Here is a 19026-nt window from a genome sequence, read left to right on the forward strand (position 1 = left end):
TTTCGGAACCTCCAGCCCTGGCAAAGTGGTCGATTACTTGAGTTCGACCTTGGCGCCAGCTTCTTCCAGCTTCTTCTTGGCAGCTTCTGCATCAGCCTTGGAAGCGCCTTCCTTGACAGCCTTGGGAGCGCCGTCCACCAGATCCTTGGCTTCTTTCAGGCCCAGACCGGTGATTTCACGCACTGCCTTGATGACGGACACCTTGTTGGCGCCGGCTTCAGTCAAGACCACGTTGAATTCAGTCTTTTCTTCAGCAGCAGCAGCGGCACCGCCACCAGCAGCAGCGGGAGCAGCCATAGCGGCAGCGCTCACACCAAATTTCTCTTCGATGGCTTTCACCAGGTCGTTGAGTTCCATGACCGTCATGCTATCCAGCGCGGTCAAAAATGCGTCTTTATCGAATGCCATTTTGATTTCCTAACAATATTGGTTACTACAGACAGGGCGCAATTAAGCGGCGACTGCCTCTGCGGGAGCAGCTTCTGCTGCTGCACCTGCGCCACGCTGCTCCGCCAACGCGGACAGCACACGGGCCGTACGCGAAATGGGGGACTGCATCAAGCCCAACAACTGCGCCAACAACACTTCCTTGGAAGGGATGCTTGCCAATTGCTTCACGCCGTTCACGTCCAGGGCTTTGCCGCCGTACGCACCAGCACGGATCACCAACTTGTCGTTGGTTTTCGCGAACTCGGCCACCACCTTAGCGGCAGCCACTGCGTCTTCGGAAAAGCCGTAGATCAGAGGACCGGTCATCTGGTCGGACACAATTTCAAAGCTGCTACCGGCGACAGCACGGCGGGCCAGGGTGTTTTTCAACACACTCAGGCTCACACCATTGCTGCGCGCGTTGTTGCGCAGTTTGGTCATGTCAGCGACCGTGATGCCACGGTATTCCGCGATCACGAGCGTTTGAGCTTTAGCGGCGAGGCCAGTCACATCACTGATGACTGCTTCTTTCTCACTGCGATTCAGACTCAAGGTCTACTCCTTTAAATGCACCTTGCAACTTGCGTCGCGCGGTGCTCCACATTGCAGCGACCAACTGTTAACAGAACTCTCATTCCATCTGCAGCGGGATCGCCATCTGCGTTGGCTTAAAACTATTAAGCGCAGTTACCTGCACACCAACGGTCTTGGATGGCCTGCCCACGCTTTGAAGCATTGGCAGCCCACCACATCGGACACTTCTTGCGAAGCATCCAAATTTGCGATTACGCCGAGATGGTTTGCAGGTCCACGCGGACACCCACACCCATGGTCGACGAAACAGCGACTTTGCGCAAATACAAGCCCTTGCTGGAAGCGGGCTTAGCCTTGTTCAGCGCATCAACCAGAGCGGCCAAGTTGCCTTGCAACTGAGCAGACTCGAAGGAACGGCGGCCAATGGTGCTGTGCACGATACCGGCTTTGTCCACACGGAACTGCACTTGGCCAGCCTTGGCATTCTTCACTGCAGTAGCGACGTCAGGGGTCACGGTGCCAACCTTAGGGTTAGGCATCAAACCACGTGGTCCCAGGATCTGGCCCAGAGTACCCACGATGCGCATGGCATCGGGCGCAGCAATCACGATGTCGAAAGGCATGTCACCGGCCTTGACCATGGCAGCCAGGTCGTCCATACCTACCACGTCAGCGCCAGCAGCCTTGGCTTCTTCAGCCTTGGCGCCTTGGGCGAATACCGCTACGCGCTTGGTCTTACCTGTGCCGTTCGGCAGCACCACGGCGCCACGCACCACTTGGTCAGACTTCTTGGCGTCAATACCGAGTTGCACGGCCACGTCGATGGATTCATCGAACTTGGCGTTGGCGAATTCCTTCACCAGACCCAATGCATCTGTCAGGGCGTACAGCTTGTTGCTGTCGATCTTGCCAACTTGGGCTTTTTGTTTCTTAGTGAGCTTGGACATTTACACGCCCTCCACATTCACGCCCATGGAGCGGGCAGAACCAGCGATGGTACGAACGGCTGCATCCAGATCGGCGGCAGTCATGTCTTTCATCTTGGTCTTGGCAATTTCTTCGAGTTGGGCGCGGGTGATCTTGCCAACCTTGTCCTTCAACGGATTGGAAGAGCCCTTGTCAAGCTTGATAGCCTTCTTGATCAGCACAGTGGCTGGAGGCGTCTTGATCACGAACGTGAAGCTCTTGTCAGCAAATGCCGTGATCACCACGGGCAAGGGCAGACCTGGCTCAACACCTTGGGTCTGCGCATTGAATGCCTTGCAGAACTCCATGATGTTCAGGCCACGTTGACCCAATGCAGGGCCGATGGGGGGGGATGGATTGGCTTTACCAGCTGGCACTTGCAGCTTGATGAAACCAACGATTTTCTTCGCCATGATTTCTCCTTACGGGTGATAACGCCTTGGCGCTGAACAACTCAGACCTTGGCTCCCCGGGGTTAACGACTCTTCAAATTCATTCGCGCCGAGTCGGATAACGCAAATGCAGCACCAGCCATCACTGGCCAGTAAACTTTAGGTCTTAGTGAAACTTACGTTTTCTCGATCTGAGAAAACTCCAATTCAACCGGTGTGGAGCGGCCAAAAATAGTGACCGACACACGCACCTTGCTCTTTTCGTAGTTGACGTCTTCGACCGACCCATTGAAATCGGTGAAAGGACCTTCCTTGACGCGGACATACTCGCCAACCACAAACTCGATCTTGTGGCGCGGCTTTTCTGTGCCCTCTTGCATCTGGTTGACGATCTTCATCACTTCGGCTTCGGAGATCGGGGCGGGGCGATTTTTTGCGCCGCCAACAAAGCCCGTCACTTTATTGGTGTGCTTCACCAAATGCCAGCTTTCGTCATCCATGACCATTTCCACCAGCACGTAGCCGGGGAAGAACTTCCGTTCTGTGGTTTTCTTTTGACCGTTCTTGACTTCCACCACCTCTTCCATGGGAACGAGGATGCGGCCAAACTTGCTTTGCATGCCAGCACGGGTAATGCGCTCAATGATGTTGCGCTCAACCGCCTTCTCCATGCCGGAGTAAGCATGCACCACATACCAGCGCAGATCTGGATTCACAGGCGCGGATGCAGGCTGCTCTGCTACGGGAATTACCACGTCATCAGTCATTATTTTTTCCACCCCAGAATCAGATCGTAAAAAAGCCACTCAAGGGTTTTGTCCGTGAGCCACAAGAAGAGCGCCATGATGAGCACAAAACCGAATACATAGGCAGTAATCTGGATCGCCTCTTTCCGAGCAGGCCACACCACTTTCTTGACTTCACGCCAGGCATCCCGACCAAACGCGATCAATTGGCGCCCGGTTTCTGATGTGAAGAACGCGCCAGCCGCAAAACCCAGACCGACAACCAGCGCAGCCCACTGAACCAGTTGCCCCTGCTTGGTCAGCAGGTAGAAGGCAGCCAGCGCAGCAACCACCAGCAATGCAGCAGCAGCCAGCTTGGCTTTGTCTGCGCCGGTGTTGACAGTTTGAACTTGTGTCGTGGCCATAGTCTTTATTCGCGTTTCACTTGTACTAAATTTTCAGCATCCTCAAGACACTGAAGCCCGCTACACCGTAGCGGGCTTGGTTGCCACCTATTCCCAGGTGGCAGGGGCAGTAGGAATCGAACCTACAACCTTCGGTTTTGGAGACCGACGCTCTGCCAATTGAGCTATACCCCTAGATTTTCCTTACGCGATGATTTTCGCAACCACACCGGCGCCGACGGTACGACCACCTTCGCGGATGGCGAAGCGCAGGCCTTCTTCCATGGCGATGGGGTTGATCAGCTTCACAGTGATCGACACGTTGTCACCAGGCATCACCATTTCTTTGCCTTCTGGCAGTTCGATGGCACCAGTCACGTCCGTTGTACGGAAGTAGAACTGGGGACGGTAGTTGTTGAAGAAGGGCGTGTGACGGCCACCTTCGTCTTTGGACAACACGTAGATTTCGCCGGTGAAGTGGGTGTGTGGCTTGATCGAAGCGGGCTTGCACAGCACTTGGCCGCGCTGCACGTCTTCGCGCTTGGTGCCACGCAGCAAGATACCGACGTTGTCACCAGCCTGGCCTTGGTCCAGCAGCTTGCGGAACATTTCCACGCCCGTGCAGGTGGTCTTCTGGGTGTCAGTGATACCAACGATTTCGATTTCTTCGCCAACTTTGACGATACCGCGTTCTACACGGCCAGTCACCACAGTGCCACGACCAGAGATGGAGAACACGTCTTCCACGGGCATCAGGAAGGCGCCGTCCACTGCGCGCTCGGGCAGGGGGATGTAGGTGTCCAGTGCGTCAGCCAGCTTCATGATGGCGCCTTCGCCCAACTCACCCTTGTCGCCTTCAATGGCGAGCTTGGCAGAGCCGTGGATGATGGGGGTCTTGTCACCAGGGAAGTCGTACTTGTCGAGGAGTTCGCGAACTTCCATTTCGACCAGTTCCAGCAGCTCAGCGTCGTCCACCATGTCGCACTTGTTCAGAAACACGATGATGTAAGGCACACCAACCTGGCGAGCCAACAGGATGTGCTCGCGGGTTTGGGGCATGGGGCCGTCAGCAGCGGAACACACCAGGATGGCGCCGTCCATTTGGGCAGCACCAGTGATCATGTTCTTCACATAGTCGGCGTGTCCTGGGCAGTCTACGTGGGCGTAGTGGCGGTTGGCCGTTTCGTATTCCACGTGGGCGGTGTTGATGGTAATGCCGCGTGCTTTTTCTTCAGGTGCTGCGTCGATCTGGTCGTACGCCTTGGCAGAGCCGCCGAACTTGGCTGCTAGCACGGTGGTGATAGCAGCAGTCAAGGTGGTCTTGCCGTGGTCCACGTGGCCAATCGTGCCTACGTTGACGTGTGGCTTGGTTCGTGTGAATTTTTCTTTACCCATGTTCAGCTCCGAAAAGTAATGAGTTAAAAACAATCAAAATTCGCACTACCGCTATCACCAACATGCCAGCGGCAACGCTTTAAAAATGGTGCCCTTTGCGGGAATCGGACCCGCGACCTCTCCCTTACCAAGGGAGTGCTCTACCACTGAGCCAAAAGGGCAAAAGTTTGTCGCAGACAAACTTTAAAAATCTGCATCACAACGTAGCAACAAGCGAACTGTGGAGCGGGGTAGGAGAATCGAACTCCTCGCTTTAGCTTGGAAGGCTAAGGTATTACCACTATACGAACCCCGCAGAGGCTCATCCAAAAGTCAACTCATCACTGGTGGAGAGGGCTGGATTCGAACCAGCGTACTCGTAAGAGGGCAGATTTACAGTCTGCTGCCATTAACCACTCGGCCACCTCTCCTTCGGTGAACCCCGGATTATGCCACGTTAATTTGCCTTCGTCATGAACTTGCACACAAATTTGCATTTAGGCCGTGCCATGCTCATCGCGCCAGGCACGGGCCTGCGAGAAGTGCCCACAGCCGATGAAGGGGACGGGCGGACGCAGCGCCGACAGCGGCGAGGGATGGTTGGCCGTCAGCACCAGGTGGCGGCTGGCGTCGATCAGCGCGCGCTTGCTTTGGGCATGAGCGCCCCACAGCATAAAGACCGCAGGTTGGGCTTCTTGCGAGACCTGGCGGATCACCGCGTCGGTCAGCACCTCCCAGCCTTTGCCCGAGTGGCTGGCGGGCTGCCCCTCCTCCACCGTCAGGCAGGTGTTGAGCAGCAAGACGCCCTTTTGCGCCCACTTCACCAGGCTGCCGCCGGGCTGCGGAAAGGTGGGCGGCGGCGTACCGAGATCGCGCTGCAGCTCCTTGAAAATATTGCGCAAAGAGGGTGGAAACGCCACTCCCGGCGCCACGGAGAACGCCAGCCCTTCGGCCTGGCCACGCCCGTGGTACGGGTCTTGGCCCAGGATGACCACGCGCACGGATTCAGGCGGCGTCAGCTCCAGCGCGCGCAGCGGCTGGGGTGGAAAAACAACGGCGCCCGCGTCAAGACGATGCTGCAGGAACTGCAGCAGGCCCCGTCCGCTCTGACCCTCAAAAAAACCGTCCACTAACGACCGCCAGCCCGGCGCAACAGGCCAGGCCGCAGGATCAGCGCTTTGCAACTGGTCCGCCATGGGTTTAACCGAACAGTGCCGCCAGCGCCTCGCCTGGCTCGGGCGCCCGCATAAAGGCTTCGCCTACCAGGAAGGCATTGACGCCTGCAGACCCCATGCGCAACACGTCCTCACGGGTGTGAATACCGCTTTCTGTGACCAATAGACGGTCGGCCGGCACCAGGGCTTTGAGTGCCAGGGTGGTGTCCAGCGAGACCTCGAAGGTCTTGAGGTTGCGGTTGTTGATGCCGATCAGCGGGGTCCTGAGCTTGAGGGCGCGCTCCAGCTCGGGCTGGTCGTGTACCTCCACCAGTACCGCCATGTCCAGGCCGCGCGCGATGGCCTCGAAGTCCCGCATTTGCGCATCGTCCAGAACGGCGGCGATGAGCAGGATGGCGTCGGCCCCCATCGCACGCGACTCGTAGATTTGGTAGGCATCGACCATGAAATCCTTGCGCAGCACGGGCAGCTGGCAGCTGGCGCGGGCTTGCTTGAGGTAATCGATCTCGCCTTGGAAGAATTGCACGTCAGTAAGCACTGACAAGCAGGCGGCGCCATATTCGGCATAGCTTTGGGCAATGTCGGCCGGAATGAAGTCTTCACGCAGCACGCCTTTGGACGGGCTGGCTTTTTTGACCTCGGCGATCACCGCGGGTTGGCCGGCGGCGATCTTGGCGCGCAAGGCGCCCACGAAGTCCCGCGTCAGCACGCGCGATTCAGCGTCGGCGCGCACCACGTCCAGTGATTTGCGTTTGAGGGCCGCGGTCACCTCCTGGTGTTTGACGGCTACGATTTTGTCCAGAATGTCGCTCATAAGATTTCCTAGTGGGCCAGGCGGGCAGAGAGTGCCACCAAGGCGTCGAGCTTGGCCTTCGCCGCTCCTGATTCGATAGCTGCTCGCGCAAGCGTGATACCGGTTTCCATGGTATTGGCCACATTGGCCGCGTACAGGGCAACGCCGGCGTTGAGGATCACGATGTCCTTGGCCGGGCCAGCCTGGTTGTTCAGCACCCCCAGCAGCATGGCGCGCGAGTCCTCGGCGGTTTCCACCTTGAGCGACCGGTTGCTCGCCATGACCATGCCGAAGTCTTCGGGGTGGATCTCGTACTCGCGGATTTCGCCGTCCTTGAGCTCGCCCACCATGGTGCCGGCGCCCAGGCTCACCTCGTCCATGCCGTCGCGGCCGTAGACCACGATGGCGTGCTCGGCGCCCAGGCGCTGCAGCGCGCGCACCTGGATGCCCACCAGATCGGCATGGAACACGCCCATGAGGATGTTGGGCGCGCCGGCCGGGTTGGTCAGCGGGCCCAGGATGTTGAAGATGGTGCGCACGCCCATCTCCTTGCGCACCGGCGCCACGTTTTTCATGGCCGGGTGGTGGTTGGGCGCGAACATGAAACCAATGCCCTGCTCGGCAATGCACTGGGCGATCTGCTCGGGCTTGAGGTTGATGTTCAGGCCCAGGGCTTCGAGCACATCGGCGCTGCCGCTCTTGCTGCTGACGCTGCGCCCGCCGTGCTTGCTGACCTTGGCGCCCCCGGCCGCGGCCACGAACATGCTGCAGGTGGAGATATTGAAGGTGTGCGAGCCATCACCGCCGGTCCCTACGATGTCCACCAAATGGGTTTTGTCGGCAACCTCCACCTTGGTGGAAAACTCGCGCATCACCTGCGCGGCGGCGGTGATCTCGCCAATGGTCTCTTTTTTGACGCGCAGCCCCGTGATCAGGGCTGCCATCATGACGGGCGACATCTCGCCGGACATGATCTGGCGCATCAGGTGCAGCATCTCGTCGTGAAAAATCTCGCGGTGCTCGATGGTGCGTTGCAGGGCTTCCTGCGGGGTGATCTTGGCAGTCTGGGTCATGTCCATGTCCTTAAGCCTTGGGCGCTGCGGTGAGCGCCAGTTTGATTCCGAATCCTACAAACATCGCGCCGGCGATGCGGTCCAGCCAGAGGAATATGCCCCCACGCTCCACCGCTGCGCGGGTCGCTGCCCCCCGAGGGGGCGCATTTTCACCTTGGGGCGGCCCGGCGGTGAAAACCTTGCTCGCTCTGCGGGCCAACCATGCGGCCGCCACGGCCCAGCCCAGGTTCACCCACATGCCGTTGAAGTTGAACAGCAGGCCCAGCAATAGAAAGGCCAGCGGCTTGTTCTCCACGCCGGGCGCGATGAACTGCGGCACAAAGGCCAGGAAAAACAGCGCCACCTTGGGATTCAGCGCATTGGTCCCAAAACCACGCAGAAAGATAGTTTTCAAGCCATTTTGGCCACTAGCCCCCGTGGAATCTGCGCTAGCAGCGCCTAATTGCATAGCAGATTCACTCTTGGCCAGCAGCAGGCGCAGGCCCACATAGACCAAATAGGCCGCGCCTACCCACTTGAGCACGGTGAAAGCCGTGGCCGATGCTGCCATCAGCGCGCTCACGCCGACGGCGGCCGCAAAGATGTGCACAAAGCAGCCTGCCGTGATGCCCAGCGCCGCCACCATGCCGGCGCGCGCGCCACGGCGCAGCGCGTGGGTGACGATGTAGAGCACGTCCGGCCCGGGCGTGAGGTTGAGCAGCACGCCGGCCGCCATGAACAGCAAGAGTTGATCAATTGCCATAGCCTGCCCCTACGCCGCGTTGGCGAAAAACTGGCGGATGCTGGCAACGGCGTGGTCCACGCCGACCGCATCCACATCCAGATGGGTCACAAAGCGCAAACGGTACAGACCGTTGCCCCGCACGCCATGTGCGGCCAGGTGAGCCAGCAAGTCATTGGCCCGTGCACGGGCCGCGCCCTCCAGGTCCACAAACACGATGTTGGTCTGCGGCGCCTCCACCACCAGGCCGTCGATACCCGCCAAGCCATCGGCCAGGCGGCGTGCCAGCGCGTGGTCATCCGCCAGGCGGCGCACATGGTGGTCCAGCGCGTAGCTGGCGGCCGCGGCCAGAAAACCGGCCTGGCGCATGCCGCCACCCGCCATTTTGCGCAGGCGCACGGCGCGGGCAATCAGTTCCTTGCTGCCGCACAGCGCCGAGCCCACGGGTGCGCCCAGCCCTTTGCTGAAGCAGACCGACACGCTGTCAAAGCATTGGGCAATCGCCTTGGCCTCGGCATAGGCGTCAGTGCCGCGCTCGGCGGCCTGCGCCACCGCGGCATTGAACAGGCGGGCGCCGTCCAGGTGCCGGGCCAGGCCCTTGCTCCGCGCCAGATCGGTAGCGGCTTGTACGTAGCTGAAGGGCTGCAGCTTGCCGCCCCAGGTGTTTTCCAGCGCCAGCAGTCGGGTGCGGGCAAAGTGGGCGTCGTCGGGTTTGATGGCGGCCTCAATGTCGGCCAGCGCCAGCGAACCATCGGGCTGGTGATTCAGCGGCTGCGGCTGCACGCTGCCCAGCACCGCGGCGCCGCCGCCTTCCCAGCGGTAGGTATGGGCCATCTGGCCCACGATGTACTCGTCCCCGCGCTGGCAGTGGGCCAGGATGGCGCACAGATTGCTCTGCGTGCCCGTGGGCATGAACAAGGCGGCTTCGAACCCCAGCAGCGCGGCAAGCTTGTCCTGCAGCGCGTTGACGCTGGGGTCATCGCCATACACGTCGTCACCCAAGGGCGCGGCGAACATGGCGTCGCGCATGGCGGGGGTGGGCTGGGTGACGGTGTCACTGCGCAAATCAACGGTCATGGCGAGCCTCATTGCAGAAAGTTCTTCAGCATGGCATGGCCGTGCTCGGTCAGGATGCTTTCCGGATGGAACTGCACGCCCTCCATGCGCTGCGCAAATGGCAAGCCCGTGTGGCGCACACCCATGATCTCGCCGTCATCCGTCCACGCGGTCACCGCCAGCTCCTTGGGGCAACTGGCACGCTCGATAGCCAGCGAGTGGTAGCGGTTCACCGTGAACTGCTGCGGCAGGCCGGCAAACACGCCCTCTTGCGTGGTGGTGATCACACTGGTCTTGCCGTGCATGAGTTCCTGCGCGCGGATGATCTTGCCGCCCAGCGCGGCACCAATGCTCTGATGGCCCAGGCAGACGCCCAGGATGGGCAGTTTGCCCATGAAGTGCTGAATGGCCGCCACCGAGATACCCGCCTCGGCAGGCGAGCAGGGACCAGGGGAAATCACCAGGCGGTCGGCCTTGCGCTCGGCAATGCCTTCCAGCGTGATTTCGTCGTTGCGGAACACCTCCACCTCGGCGCCCAATTCCCCAAAGTACTGGACGATGTTGAAGGTGAAGGAATCGTAGTTGTCGATCATCACGAGTTTCATGCTGCTGCTCCTTCCCGCAAGCGGGCGAATTCCCGGTGTTCAAATGCAATGGATGCGTCCATCAGGGCGCGGTAGGCGGCTTCCACCACCTCGGGCTGGCCGCCCAGCTCAGCGGCCATGCGGCGCACGCGGGCGGCGATGAATTCAATGCGCTCCTGGTCGTGCACCTTGGCGGCGTCCTGCTTGATGCGGGCCGCCTGGCTCATGTAGTGGGTGCGCTCCACCAGCAGCGCGGTGATGCGCTCATCCAACGCGTCGATGTGGCTGCGCACCTCGGCCATGGTGTCGCAGTGTTGGGCTTGGGGTTTGGTGCTCATTGCAGCCCCTCCTCTACCAGCTCGGCCGCACGCAGCAGCGCGCGCGCCTTGGCCTCGGTTTCCTTCCACTCCAGCTCGGGCACGCTGTCGGCCACCACACCGGCCGCGGCCTGCACGTAGAGCACCTGGTCCTTGATGATGCCGGTGCGGATGGCAATGGCCACGTCCATGTCCCCCGCGTAGCTCAGGTAGCCGCAGGCGCCGCCGTAAATGCCGCGCTTGATGGGTTCCAGCTGGTCGATCACCTCCATGGCATGCACCTTGGGGGCACCGGTCAGCGTGCCGGCCGGGAAGGTGGCCTTCAGCACGTCCATGCTGGTCATACCGGGGTTCAGCATGCCCTCCACATTGCTCACGATGTGCATCACATGGCTGTAGCGCTCCACGATGAAGGCATCGGTCACCTTGACCGAACCGATCTGCGCAATGCGGCCAATGTCGTTGCGCGCCAGGTCGATCAGCATCACATGCTCGGCACGCTCCTTGGGATCACCAATCAGTTCCACCTCGGCGGCCTTGTCCAGCTCGGGCGTAGCGCCGCGCGGGCGGGTACCGGCCAGGGGGCGGATGGTGACTTTGGTTCCGGTCTTCCCATCGACGACGACTTGCTCCTGGCGCACCAGAATCTCCGGCGACGCACCCACCACATGGAAATCACCGAAGTTGTAGAAATACATGTACGGGCTGGGGTTCAGCGTGCGCAGCGCGCGGTACAGACTGAGCGGCGAGGCGGTGAAGCGCTTCTTGATGCGCTGGCCCACCTGCACCTGCATGAAGTCGCCGCCGGCAATCATCTCCTTGGCGCGCTCCACGGCGGCAATGTAGTCGGCCTTGGCAAAGTCGCGCTGGGCTTCAAAGCTCTGCGAGGGCTTGATGTCGGGCGCACTGACCGCCTGCGCCAGCTTGGCCTTCAATTCGGTCAGGCGGGACTGGCCGGCGGCGTAGGCGTTGGGCGTGGCCGGGTCCACATAGACCATCAAGTGCAGCTTGCCCGACAGGTTGTCGATGACGGCCAGCTCTTCGCACTGCAGCAGCAGGATGTCGGGCGTGCCCAGCTCGTCGGGCGGGCAAGTGCTTTGCAGCTTCTTCTCGATGTAGCGCACCGCGTCATAGCCAAAGTAACCGGCCAAGCCGCCGCAAAAGCGCGGCATGCCGGGCTGCAGCGCCACCTTGAAGCGCTGCTGGTACTGGGCGATGAAGTCCAGCGGGTTGGCGGTAGAGGTTTCTACCACCACGCCATCGGTCACCACCTCGGTACGGGCATCCGCGCCAAAGCCGCTGGCGCGCAGCAGCGTGCGGGCTGGCAGGCCAATAAAGCTGTAGCGGCCAAAGCGCTCGCCGCCCACCACCGACTCCAGCAAGAAGCTGTGGGCAGCAGGTTCGGTGGCGCCATCAGCGCGGGCCAGCTTCAGGTACAGGGAAAGTGGGGTTTCCAGGTCGGCAAAGGCCTGGGTGGTCAAGGGGATGCGGTTGAAGCCTTGCGCGCGCAGGGCTTGGAACTCGGATTCGGTCATGGAGACGGGCCTCTCAAATCACACGGGTCACTGGGTGTTTGCAGCGGAGTGCCACAAAGACAAAGGGTGCGCGCAATAGATCGGAAGGGAATCCGTGCCACTTGACCGCGCAAAGCTCAGAAACCGTGCGCGTTGGCCGCCAGAAGTGGCGGCCGGCAGGTGTTAGAGCCCAGGCACAACAGACGAGGTACGCCAGGGCCAGGCTCCCCGGTCGCTAAGACCCATTCTGCTGATGTGGTGGATAAACATGGATGCAGTGTAGCAAACCCCGCAGCCCCAGTCTGACGCACCAAATTTCACGTCACCCGCAAAAACCCTGATGCACAGTGGACGGGAACCTTGGACAATTCCACCATCAAAAACGAACGATCGTTCCTTTTTAAAGGACTCCTCTCCCATGACGCTCCCCAAATCCTTGCTCGCTGGCCTGGCCTCTCTGATGTTGGCATGCTCCGCCTTCGCCACCACCCAGGAGATCAGTGGTGTGAAGGTCGAAGACACCGCCACCGTGGCAGGCACCAAGTTGCAGCTCAACGGCGCCGGCATCCGCTACAAGGCCGTGTTCAAGGTCTATGTGGGCGAGCTGTACACCACCCAAAAAGTCAGCTCGCTGGAGGAGTTGGTCGCTGCACCGGGCCCCAAACGTCTGACCATGACCTTTCTGCGCGAAATTGAAGCAGGCCCCTTTGGCAAGTTGCTGACCCGTGGCGTGGAAGACAACGTGCCCAAGAACGAGATGTCCAAGCTCGTGCCCGGCCTGATCCGTATGGGCGACATCTTCACGGTCAACAAGGCGTTGATGCCCGGCGACATCATCCTGCTGGACTGGATTCCCGGCACCGGCATGGTCGTCACGGCCAAGGGCAAGGTGCAGGGCGAACCCTTCAAGGAGCCCGAATTCTTCAAAGCCATCATGTCCATCTGGTTCGGAACCTCCCCTGCCGACTTCAAGCTCAAGGATGCACTGCTCGGCATAAAGTAAACCGCCCTCCCCCGGCGTCGCGCACTGCGGCGGCCCACAACCAGCCTGCCCGGTTCGTACCACGGCAGGCTTTTTTATGTCTTCTCATTTCACATGAAGGGATGACACAGACCGCCAATCCTTGTAGTCTGTAAGTGCTTGTCGTATCCGATCGTCTCCCACGCAAAGGATTTCGCTATGAAGCTCAGTCTCAAACTGCCTCTGGCATTCGCGGTAGCCCTGGCGCTACTTTTTGTGGGCGGGCTGTTTGGCATCACCCAGCTCAACCACGCGGTCGACACCTACAGGGTAGAGGTGCTGCGCCACGTGGCGGCCAACAAGAAGGCGGCCGACATTGCCGGCGACTTTGCCACTGCCATCCAAGAGTGGAAAAACGTGCTGTTGCGCGGCAAGGAGCAGCAGGACCTGGACAAGTACTGGGCCGCCCACCTGAAGGAAATGAAATCCGTAGGCGAGGGGCTCCAGACGCTCAACACCATGCTGGAAGAGGGCGAGAGCAAGGCCACGACCCAGAAACTGACCTCGGCCATGCAGGTAGCCGCCCAGGGTTACCAAAAAGGCTTGGAAGATTACAAGGCCAGCGGCATGGACTTCCAGGCGGGTGACAAGGCCGCCCGCGGCAAAGACCGCGATGCCGTCGCTCTACTAGGCGAATTGCGCGTCCAACTGTCCCAAAAGGAAAAAACCGCCTCGGAAGCCGCCAGTGCCGAGGCCTTGCGTGGCAGCCAGATGGCGTATGGCGTGATGGTTCTGGTCACGCTCGCCGGACTGGCCGGCAGCATCTGGCTGAGCCGCCAGATTGTGCGTCCGCTCAGCGAAGCCGTGACTGTGGCCGACAAAGTGGCCAATGGTGACCTGACCTCGCAGCTGCACATCCAGGGGCGCGACGAGGTGGCCGCGCTGATGACCTCGCTGCAAACCATGCAGGCCAGCCTATCCATGCTGGTGACCAAGGTGCGCGAGGGCTCCCACGGGGTGGCGCTGGCCAGCTCCGAGATTGCCCAGGGCAATCACGACCTCTCAGCACGCACCGAGCAACAGGCCAGCGCCCTGCAGGAAACCGCCGCCAGCATGGAAGAGCTGGGCGCCACCGTAAGCCGCAGCGCCGACAGCACCCGCCAAGCCAACCAGATGGCCACCAACGCCTCCAGCGTGGCCCTGCAGGGCGGCGAGGTAGTCTCCCAGGTGGTGCAAACCATGAAGGGAATCAACGAGTCCTCCAACCGCATCTCCGACATCATCAGCGTGATCGATGGCATCGCGTTCCAGACCAACATCCTGGCGCTGAACGCGGCGGTGGAAGCGGCACGCGCGGGCGAGCAGGGCCGCGGCTTTGCCGTGGTGGCCAGCGAGGTACGGGCCCTGGCGGGCCGCAGCGCCGATGCCGCCAAAGAAATCAAGCAACTCATCAGCACCAGTGTGGAGCGTGTGGAACAGGGCACCGCCCTGGTGGACCGGGCCGGCAGCACCATGGGCGAGGTGGTGAACGCCATCCGTCGCGTGACCGACATGATGGGCGAAATCAGCGCGGCCAGCACGGAGCAAAACACCGGAGTGGCCCAGGTGAGTGAGGCGGTCTCGCAAATCGACCAGGCCACCCAGCAAAACGCCGCCCTGGTGGAACAGATGGCTGCCGCGGCCAGCAGCCTGAAGTCTCAGGCGCAGGATCTGGTGCAGGTGGTCGCGGTATTCAAGCTGGCGGTGTAGCCGCCCCCGCAGTTCAGCCCTGCCAGGACAAGTCAGCCAGCGTATCCACGAACGCGTCCGCATCCACCGCGTGGATGAGCTCGCCATGGTTGTAGCCATAGCTAACCAGCAACACCGGACAGCCCGCCGCGCGCGCGGCCTGGGCGTCGTTGCTCGAATCCCCCACCATCAGCGTGCGCGCAGGGCTGCTGCCCAGCAAGCTGCAGGCATGTAACAGGGGCATGGGGTCCGGCTTTTTGCGCGCCACCGCGTCGCCACCCACGGTATGCAGGAAAAACCCGGCCAGCCCCTTGTCGGCCAGCAACGCCTGGGCAAACGCCGTGGGCTTGTTGGTCACACAGGCCAGGCGCAGGCCCGCGGCCTGGCACTGCGCAAGCCCCTGCAGTGCGCCGGGGTAGACGCTGGAGTAGCGGCCGTTCACATCCGGGTAGTGGCGTTGGTAGCTGGCCCAGGCCGCATCGAATATTGCTCCTGAATTCATAGCTGTTGGCGCATATTCCACGAGGGCCAACAGGCTTTTTATCAAGTTTTCCGAGCCCTTACCCACCAGGCGCTCCACCAGCACGCGGTCCACCGCAAAGTCGCGGTAAGGCGATGGCAAATCGCCCAGCATGCGCTGCAGGGCCTCCACAAAGTCACCCAGGGTGTCAACCAACGTGCCGTCCAAATCCACGATGGCGGCGTCGAATGCGGGCAGGGCCCAGGGCAAGGTATTCAAGGTCATCAAAAACATCAAAGAGGATGGGGGCCAGACTGGATCCACATCACCAGCGGAGCCACATCCATGGGTTTGGCAAACAAGTAGCCCTGGCCTTCGGCACAGCCCAGTGAGGCCATCAGCCGCGCCTGCTCGGGCGTTTCAATGCCCTCGGCCACGGTGCCCAACCCCAGGGTGTGCGCCATGCGCAGCGTGGCTTCAATCAGCACGCGGTGGTATTCGCTGTCGCTGGCCTGGCTGACAAAAGAGCGGTCGATCTTCACGGTGTTCACCGGTAGCTCGTGCAGACAGGAGAGCGAGGAGTAACCGGTACCAAAGTCGTCCAACGACAGGCCCACGCCCAGCGCGCGGATTTCGCGCAGGGTGTGCTGTACCGTCGCGTCCTGCGCGGCCAGGCTTTCGGTCACCTCCAGCACCAGCTGGTGGGGCGACATGCCGGTGTCGCGCAGCGCCTCCTGGATGTCGGCCACCAGCCGTGGCTGGCGCAGTTGGGCGCGCGACAGGTTCACCGCCACCACCGGCGGCGCCACGGGGCCCAACTGGTGCTGCAGCAGCTCAAAGGTGCGGCAAGCCTGGTGCAGCACAAACTGCCCCACGGCGTCGATGAGGCCGCAGGCCTCGGCCAATGGAATGAAGTCGGCCGGCGACACCAAACCGCGCTGCGGATGGCGCCAGCGGGCCAGCGCCTCGATACCCGCCACGGTGTTGCCTGGCAGGTGCACCACGGGCTGGTACTGCACAAAAATCTCGCCATTGGGCAGGGCCTGGCGCAGGTCGTTTTCCAGCGCCACCGAGGCACTGACATCTGAGCGCATGGAGGGCTCGAACAGCACGTAACGGGCCCGCCCGGCGCGCTTGGCCTCGTACATGGCAATGTCGGCATCGCGCAGCACGCTGTCGGCGTCCAGCTCGGCATGGGTGCTGGTCACGATGCCGATGCTGACCGTGGAGCTGATGCGGTGGGACTCCACCGTGTAGGGCACAGCCAGCACATCGAGCAAGCGGCTGGCCACAATCTCGGCGTCCAGGTCGCCGCGCATGTCGTCCAGCAGCACCACGAATTCGTCACCGCCAATCCGGGCCGCAATCTGCTGAAAGTCGCTGGTGTGCACAAAACTGTCGCCCGGGCGCAGGCTGTCTTGCAGGCGACGTGCAATCTGGCGCAGCAGCTCGTCGCCCACGCTGTGGCCCAGCGTGTCGTTGACCTGCTTAAAGCGGTCAAAGTCCATGAACAACACGGCAAAGTGGTAGCCCGGCTGCGCCTTGTGGCGCTCGATGGCGGCGCGGATCAGGTCCACCACCACCGCGCGGTTGGGCAACTGAGTCAGGCCGTCGGTGCGGGCGGCCACGCGCAGCTGCTGCTCCATGGCTTTTTGGGCGTTCACATCCATGGCCACACCGGCCATGCGCACGGCGCGGCCTTGCGGGTTGCGGTCGGCCACGGTGCCGGCAAACATGATCCAGACCCAGCGGCCACTGAGGTGGCGGGCTCGCACAGCCAAGCGGTGCGGCACCGAGGGGTTCTGCAGATGCTGGCGCATCGACTGCTGCCAGTGATCGCGGTCTTCCGGGTGGATCAATTCATTCCAGAAGGTCGCTGCCATGTCCATCTCGCCGGGCTCATAGCCCAGGATGGTATGCATGCGCAGGTTGCAGTGGATGGTGTCAGGCACCATGTCCCAGTGCCAGATGCCCAGGCCTGCCCCGTCTACCGCCAACGACAGCAACTGCTGCTGCTGGCGCATGGCGGTCAGGTCGGTGGCCACCAGCACCCAGCCGCTCAACGTGCCCTGCTCATCGTTGATGGGTTGCATGTCCACCAGCACCCAGCCCACCTCGGTGCCCTTGATGCTGATACGCATCTCGCGCTTGATGCCCCGCCCATCCCGCAGCGCTTCGCTGAACTCGGCGAAACGCTCGGGGTCAGCACTGCGGGCTTTCAGCAAGGTGCCAATGCGGCGGCCCTGCGCCCGCGCTGGCATGTATGCGGTGAGCTCGGTAAAGGCTTCGTTGACCCAGATCACGCGGTGGTTCTCGTCGGTCACGGCCATGGCGTTGGAGCTGAGCTCGGCCACCATGGCCAGGCGCTTGAGTCGGTCCGTCTGGCTGGCCAGCGTGCGGTACTGGCGGCGCACTGCACGTGCGGTGGGCTCCACCAACCACAGCCCCAGCAACACAAACAACAGCAGCGCACCGCCGGTCAACCACCGCATCATGCGCACCGCATCCCGGCTGCGCTCAACCGCTGTGTTCTGCACTTGCACCACCAAGTCGCCGCTGGCCAGCAGCGACTGTTCCAACTCCGCCTGCAGCACATCCAGCGCCTGGACCAGGGCTTGCGCGTCATGCAAGGAGGCCTGCAGCAGCACCGCCTTGACATCGTTCCATAGGCCTACGCGGCTGCGCTGCCAGCGCAGTTGCGCTTGCTGCAGCGCCGTACTCGCCAGAGATTGCAAGGGCACTTGCTGGGCCAGCAGGTCTTCCAGGTGCTGCGCCTGCGCCTGCGAAAGGATCAGCGTGTCTGACAACGGATTGGCCGCGAAAGGCTCCAGCGGGTGCAAGGCCAGTCGGGCCGCCTGCACGCCCAGGCGCTGGGTGATAGCACTTTGCTCCGCGGCCACGCGGATGATGTCCATATCCAACTGACGCACCTGCTCTGCCTGCCCCAAGCGCACCACCCGCACCGTGGCCAAAATAGCCAACAGCAGCAGCGTGCTGTACATGGCCACGCGCACCCGGCGGTGGGCGCCCCCCTCGCCCATGACCGCGCTAAACCAGTGCGCAGAGGGGCGAGGCGATACCACGGGTGGCAAGGGCGCGGTCAATGCCGGTCAGCCTTGAAGCGCTACACGCATGGCGTCGATCACACCCTTGTAATCGGGCTTGCCAAAGATGGCACTGCCCGCCACAAAGGTGTCGGCGCCAGCGTCTGCCACGCGGCGGATGTTGTCGGTCTTGATGCCGCCGTCCACCTCCAGGCGGATGTCCTTGCCGCTGGCGGTGATGCGTTTGCGCACGTCTTCGATCTTGCGCAGCGCCGAGTCGATGAAACTCTGGCCGCCAAAACCGGGGTTCACGCTCATGATCAGAATCAGGTCGATGTCCTCGATCACCCAGTCCAGCACATCCAGCGGCTCGGCCGGGTTGAACACCAGCCCGGCCTTCACGCCCTTGGACTTGATGGCCTGGATGCTGCGGTGCACGTGGCCCGAGGCGTCAGGGTGAAAGCTGATGTAATCGGCCCCGGCTTCAGCAAAGCTGGCAGCCAGCGCGTCCACGGGTGAAATCATCAGGTGCACATCAATCGGCACGGCCACGCCCGCTGCCGTCTTGGCGTGCGGCTTCAAGGCGCTGCAGATCATGGGGCCAAAGGTCAGGTTGGGCACGTAATGGTTGTCCATGACGTCAAAGTGGATCCAGTCGGAGCCTGCGGCGATCACGTTTTTGACCTCTTCCCCCAGGCGGGCGAAGTCGGCAGACAGGATGGAAGGAGCAATGCGGTACGTCATGGCGGGGGCTTGGAAAGAGGGTTGACAAGACT

At 61.7% G+C, this 19026-nt stretch carries 20 protein-coding genes and 4 tRNA genes; 2 read left to right on the forward strand and 22 right to left on the reverse strand.

Annotated features, from left to right (window positions below):
- Positions 1–33: 33 nt before the first annotated feature.
- The 19 genes from rplL to trpE form a co-directional block, all read right to left on the reverse strand.
- Positions 34–408, reverse strand: a complete 375-nt coding sequence (rplL, locus tag J2X15_RS19465; RefSeq protein ID WP_105261490.1) for a 50S ribosomal protein L7/L12 — start codon at positions 406–408, stop codon at positions 34–36.
- Positions 409–450: 42 nt separating this feature from the next.
- Positions 451–981: a 50S ribosomal protein L10 gene (rplJ, locus tag J2X15_RS19470; protein ID WP_310346134.1), complete on the reverse strand. Its 531-nt coding sequence runs from the start codon at positions 979–981 to the stop codon at positions 451–453.
- Between the two features lie 233 nt (positions 982–1214).
- Positions 1215–1910, reverse strand: coding sequence for a 50S ribosomal protein L1 (gene rplA, locus J2X15_RS19475; RefSeq protein WP_310346137.1), 696 nt, complete (start codon positions 1908–1910; stop codon positions 1215–1217).
- A complete protein-coding gene (rplK, locus tag J2X15_RS19480; protein ID WP_057674553.1) occupies positions 1911–2342 on the reverse strand; it encodes a 50S ribosomal protein L11 in 432 nt (143 codons plus the stop codon).
- Between the two features lie 155 nt (positions 2343–2497).
- Complete coding sequence (gene nusG, locus J2X15_RS19485) at positions 2498–3088, reverse strand: transcription termination/antitermination protein NusG (protein WP_310346146.1); 591 nt, start codon at positions 3086–3088, stop codon at positions 2498–2500.
- On the reverse strand, positions 3088–3471 hold the full coding sequence (secE, locus tag J2X15_RS19490) for a preprotein translocase subunit SecE (RefSeq protein ID WP_310346149.1): 384 nt from the start codon (positions 3469–3471) through the stop codon (positions 3088–3090). Before secE ends, nusG begins: the two co-directional genes overlap by 1 nt.
- 98 nt (positions 3472–3569) lie before the next feature.
- A tRNA-Trp gene (locus tag J2X15_RS19495) sits at positions 3570–3645 on the reverse strand.
- A gap of 9 nt (positions 3646–3654) precedes the next feature.
- Positions 3655–4845 (reverse strand): elongation factor Tu, encoded by a 1191-nt coding sequence (gene tuf / locus J2X15_RS19500; protein ID WP_310342543.1) that lies wholly within the window; start codon positions 4843–4845, stop codon positions 3655–3657.
- 86 nt (positions 4846–4931) lie between these two features.
- Positions 4932–5006, reverse strand: a tRNA-Thr gene (locus J2X15_RS19505).
- 60 nt (positions 5007–5066) lie between these two features.
- Positions 5067–5140, reverse strand: a tRNA-Gly gene (locus J2X15_RS19510).
- Positions 5141–5169: 29 nt separating this feature from the next.
- A tRNA-Tyr gene (locus J2X15_RS19515) sits at positions 5170–5255 on the reverse strand.
- Positions 5256–5321: 66 nt separating this feature from the next.
- Positions 5322–6020 (reverse strand): uracil-DNA glycosylase, encoded by a 699-nt coding sequence (locus J2X15_RS19520; RefSeq protein ID WP_310346153.1) that lies wholly within the window; start codon positions 6018–6020, stop codon positions 5322–5324.
- Positions 6021–6024: 4 nt separating this feature from the next.
- Entirely contained in the window at positions 6025–6813 is a 789-nt protein-coding gene (gene trpC / locus J2X15_RS19525) for an indole-3-glycerol phosphate synthase TrpC (protein WP_310346156.1), read from the reverse strand.
- A gap of 8 nt (positions 6814–6821) precedes the next feature.
- Positions 6822–7865 (reverse strand): anthranilate phosphoribosyltransferase, encoded by a 1044-nt coding sequence (trpD, locus tag J2X15_RS19530; protein ID WP_310346158.1) that lies wholly within the window; start codon positions 7863–7865, stop codon positions 6822–6824.
- A gap of 10 nt (positions 7866–7875) precedes the next feature.
- Positions 7876–8607 (reverse strand): LysE family translocator, encoded by a 732-nt coding sequence (locus J2X15_RS19535; protein ID WP_310346159.1) that lies wholly within the window; start codon positions 8605–8607, stop codon positions 7876–7878.
- A 9-nt stretch (positions 8608–8616) separates the two neighbouring features.
- Positions 8617–9663, reverse strand: coding sequence for a low-specificity L-threonine aldolase (gene ltaE, locus J2X15_RS19540; RefSeq protein ID WP_310346162.1), 1047 nt, complete (start codon positions 9661–9663; stop codon positions 8617–8619).
- An 8-nt stretch (positions 9664–9671) separates the two neighbouring features.
- Positions 9672–10247, reverse strand: coding sequence for an anthranilate synthase component II (locus J2X15_RS19545; protein ID WP_310346164.1), 576 nt, complete (start codon positions 10245–10247; stop codon positions 9672–9674).
- Positions 10244–10564, reverse strand: coding sequence for a chorismate mutase (locus J2X15_RS19550; protein ID WP_310346167.1), 321 nt, complete (start codon positions 10562–10564; stop codon positions 10244–10246). The genes J2X15_RS19545 and J2X15_RS19550 overlap by 4 nt, the downstream gene beginning before the upstream one ends.
- Entirely contained in the window at positions 10561–12078 is a 1518-nt protein-coding gene (gene trpE, locus J2X15_RS19555) for an anthranilate synthase component I (protein ID WP_310346170.1), read from the reverse strand. Before trpE ends, J2X15_RS19550 begins: the two co-directional genes overlap by 4 nt.
- A gap of 397 nt (positions 12079–12475) precedes the next feature.
- On the opposite strand from trpE, the gene J2X15_RS19560 reads away from it, so the two are divergent.
- Both J2X15_RS19560 and J2X15_RS19565 read left to right on the forward strand, forming a co-directional pair.
- Positions 12476–13060 carry a chalcone isomerase family protein gene (locus tag J2X15_RS19560; protein WP_310346172.1) on the forward strand — a complete coding sequence of 195 codons (585 nt, stop codon included), beginning with the start codon at positions 12476–12478 and terminating at the stop codon, positions 13058–13060.
- Between the two features lie 177 nt (positions 13061–13237).
- Entirely contained in the window at positions 13238–14767 is a 1530-nt protein-coding gene (locus J2X15_RS19565) for a methyl-accepting chemotaxis protein (protein WP_310346174.1), read from the forward strand.
- A 13-nt stretch (positions 14768–14780) separates the two neighbouring features.
- Here the strand turns inward: J2X15_RS19565 and gph are convergent, their stop codons facing one another.
- From gph to rpe, 3 genes are read right to left on the reverse strand one after another with little or no spacing between them, the layout of a single operon-like run.
- Complete coding sequence (gene gph / locus J2X15_RS19570; RefSeq protein ID WP_310346178.1) at positions 14781–15491, reverse strand: phosphoglycolate phosphatase; 711 nt, start codon at positions 15489–15491, stop codon at positions 14781–14783.
- 8 nt (positions 15492–15499) lie between these two features.
- Positions 15500–18310 carry a putative bifunctional diguanylate cyclase/phosphodiesterase gene (locus J2X15_RS19575; RefSeq protein WP_310346180.1) on the reverse strand — a complete coding sequence of 937 codons (2811 nt, stop codon included), beginning with the start codon at positions 18308–18310 and terminating at the stop codon, positions 15500–15502.
- Between the two features lie 6 nt (positions 18311–18316).
- Positions 18317–18994 (reverse strand): ribulose-phosphate 3-epimerase, encoded by a 678-nt coding sequence (gene rpe / locus J2X15_RS19580; protein ID WP_310346184.1) that lies wholly within the window; start codon positions 18992–18994, stop codon positions 18317–18319.
- Between the last annotated feature and the right edge of the window lie 32 nt (positions 18995–19026).

It is taken from the genome of Rhodoferax saidenbachensis (assembly GCF_031457975.1).
Classification (GTDB): Bacteria; Pseudomonadota; Gammaproteobacteria; order Burkholderiales; family Burkholderiaceae_C; genus Allorhodoferax; species Allorhodoferax saidenbachensis_A.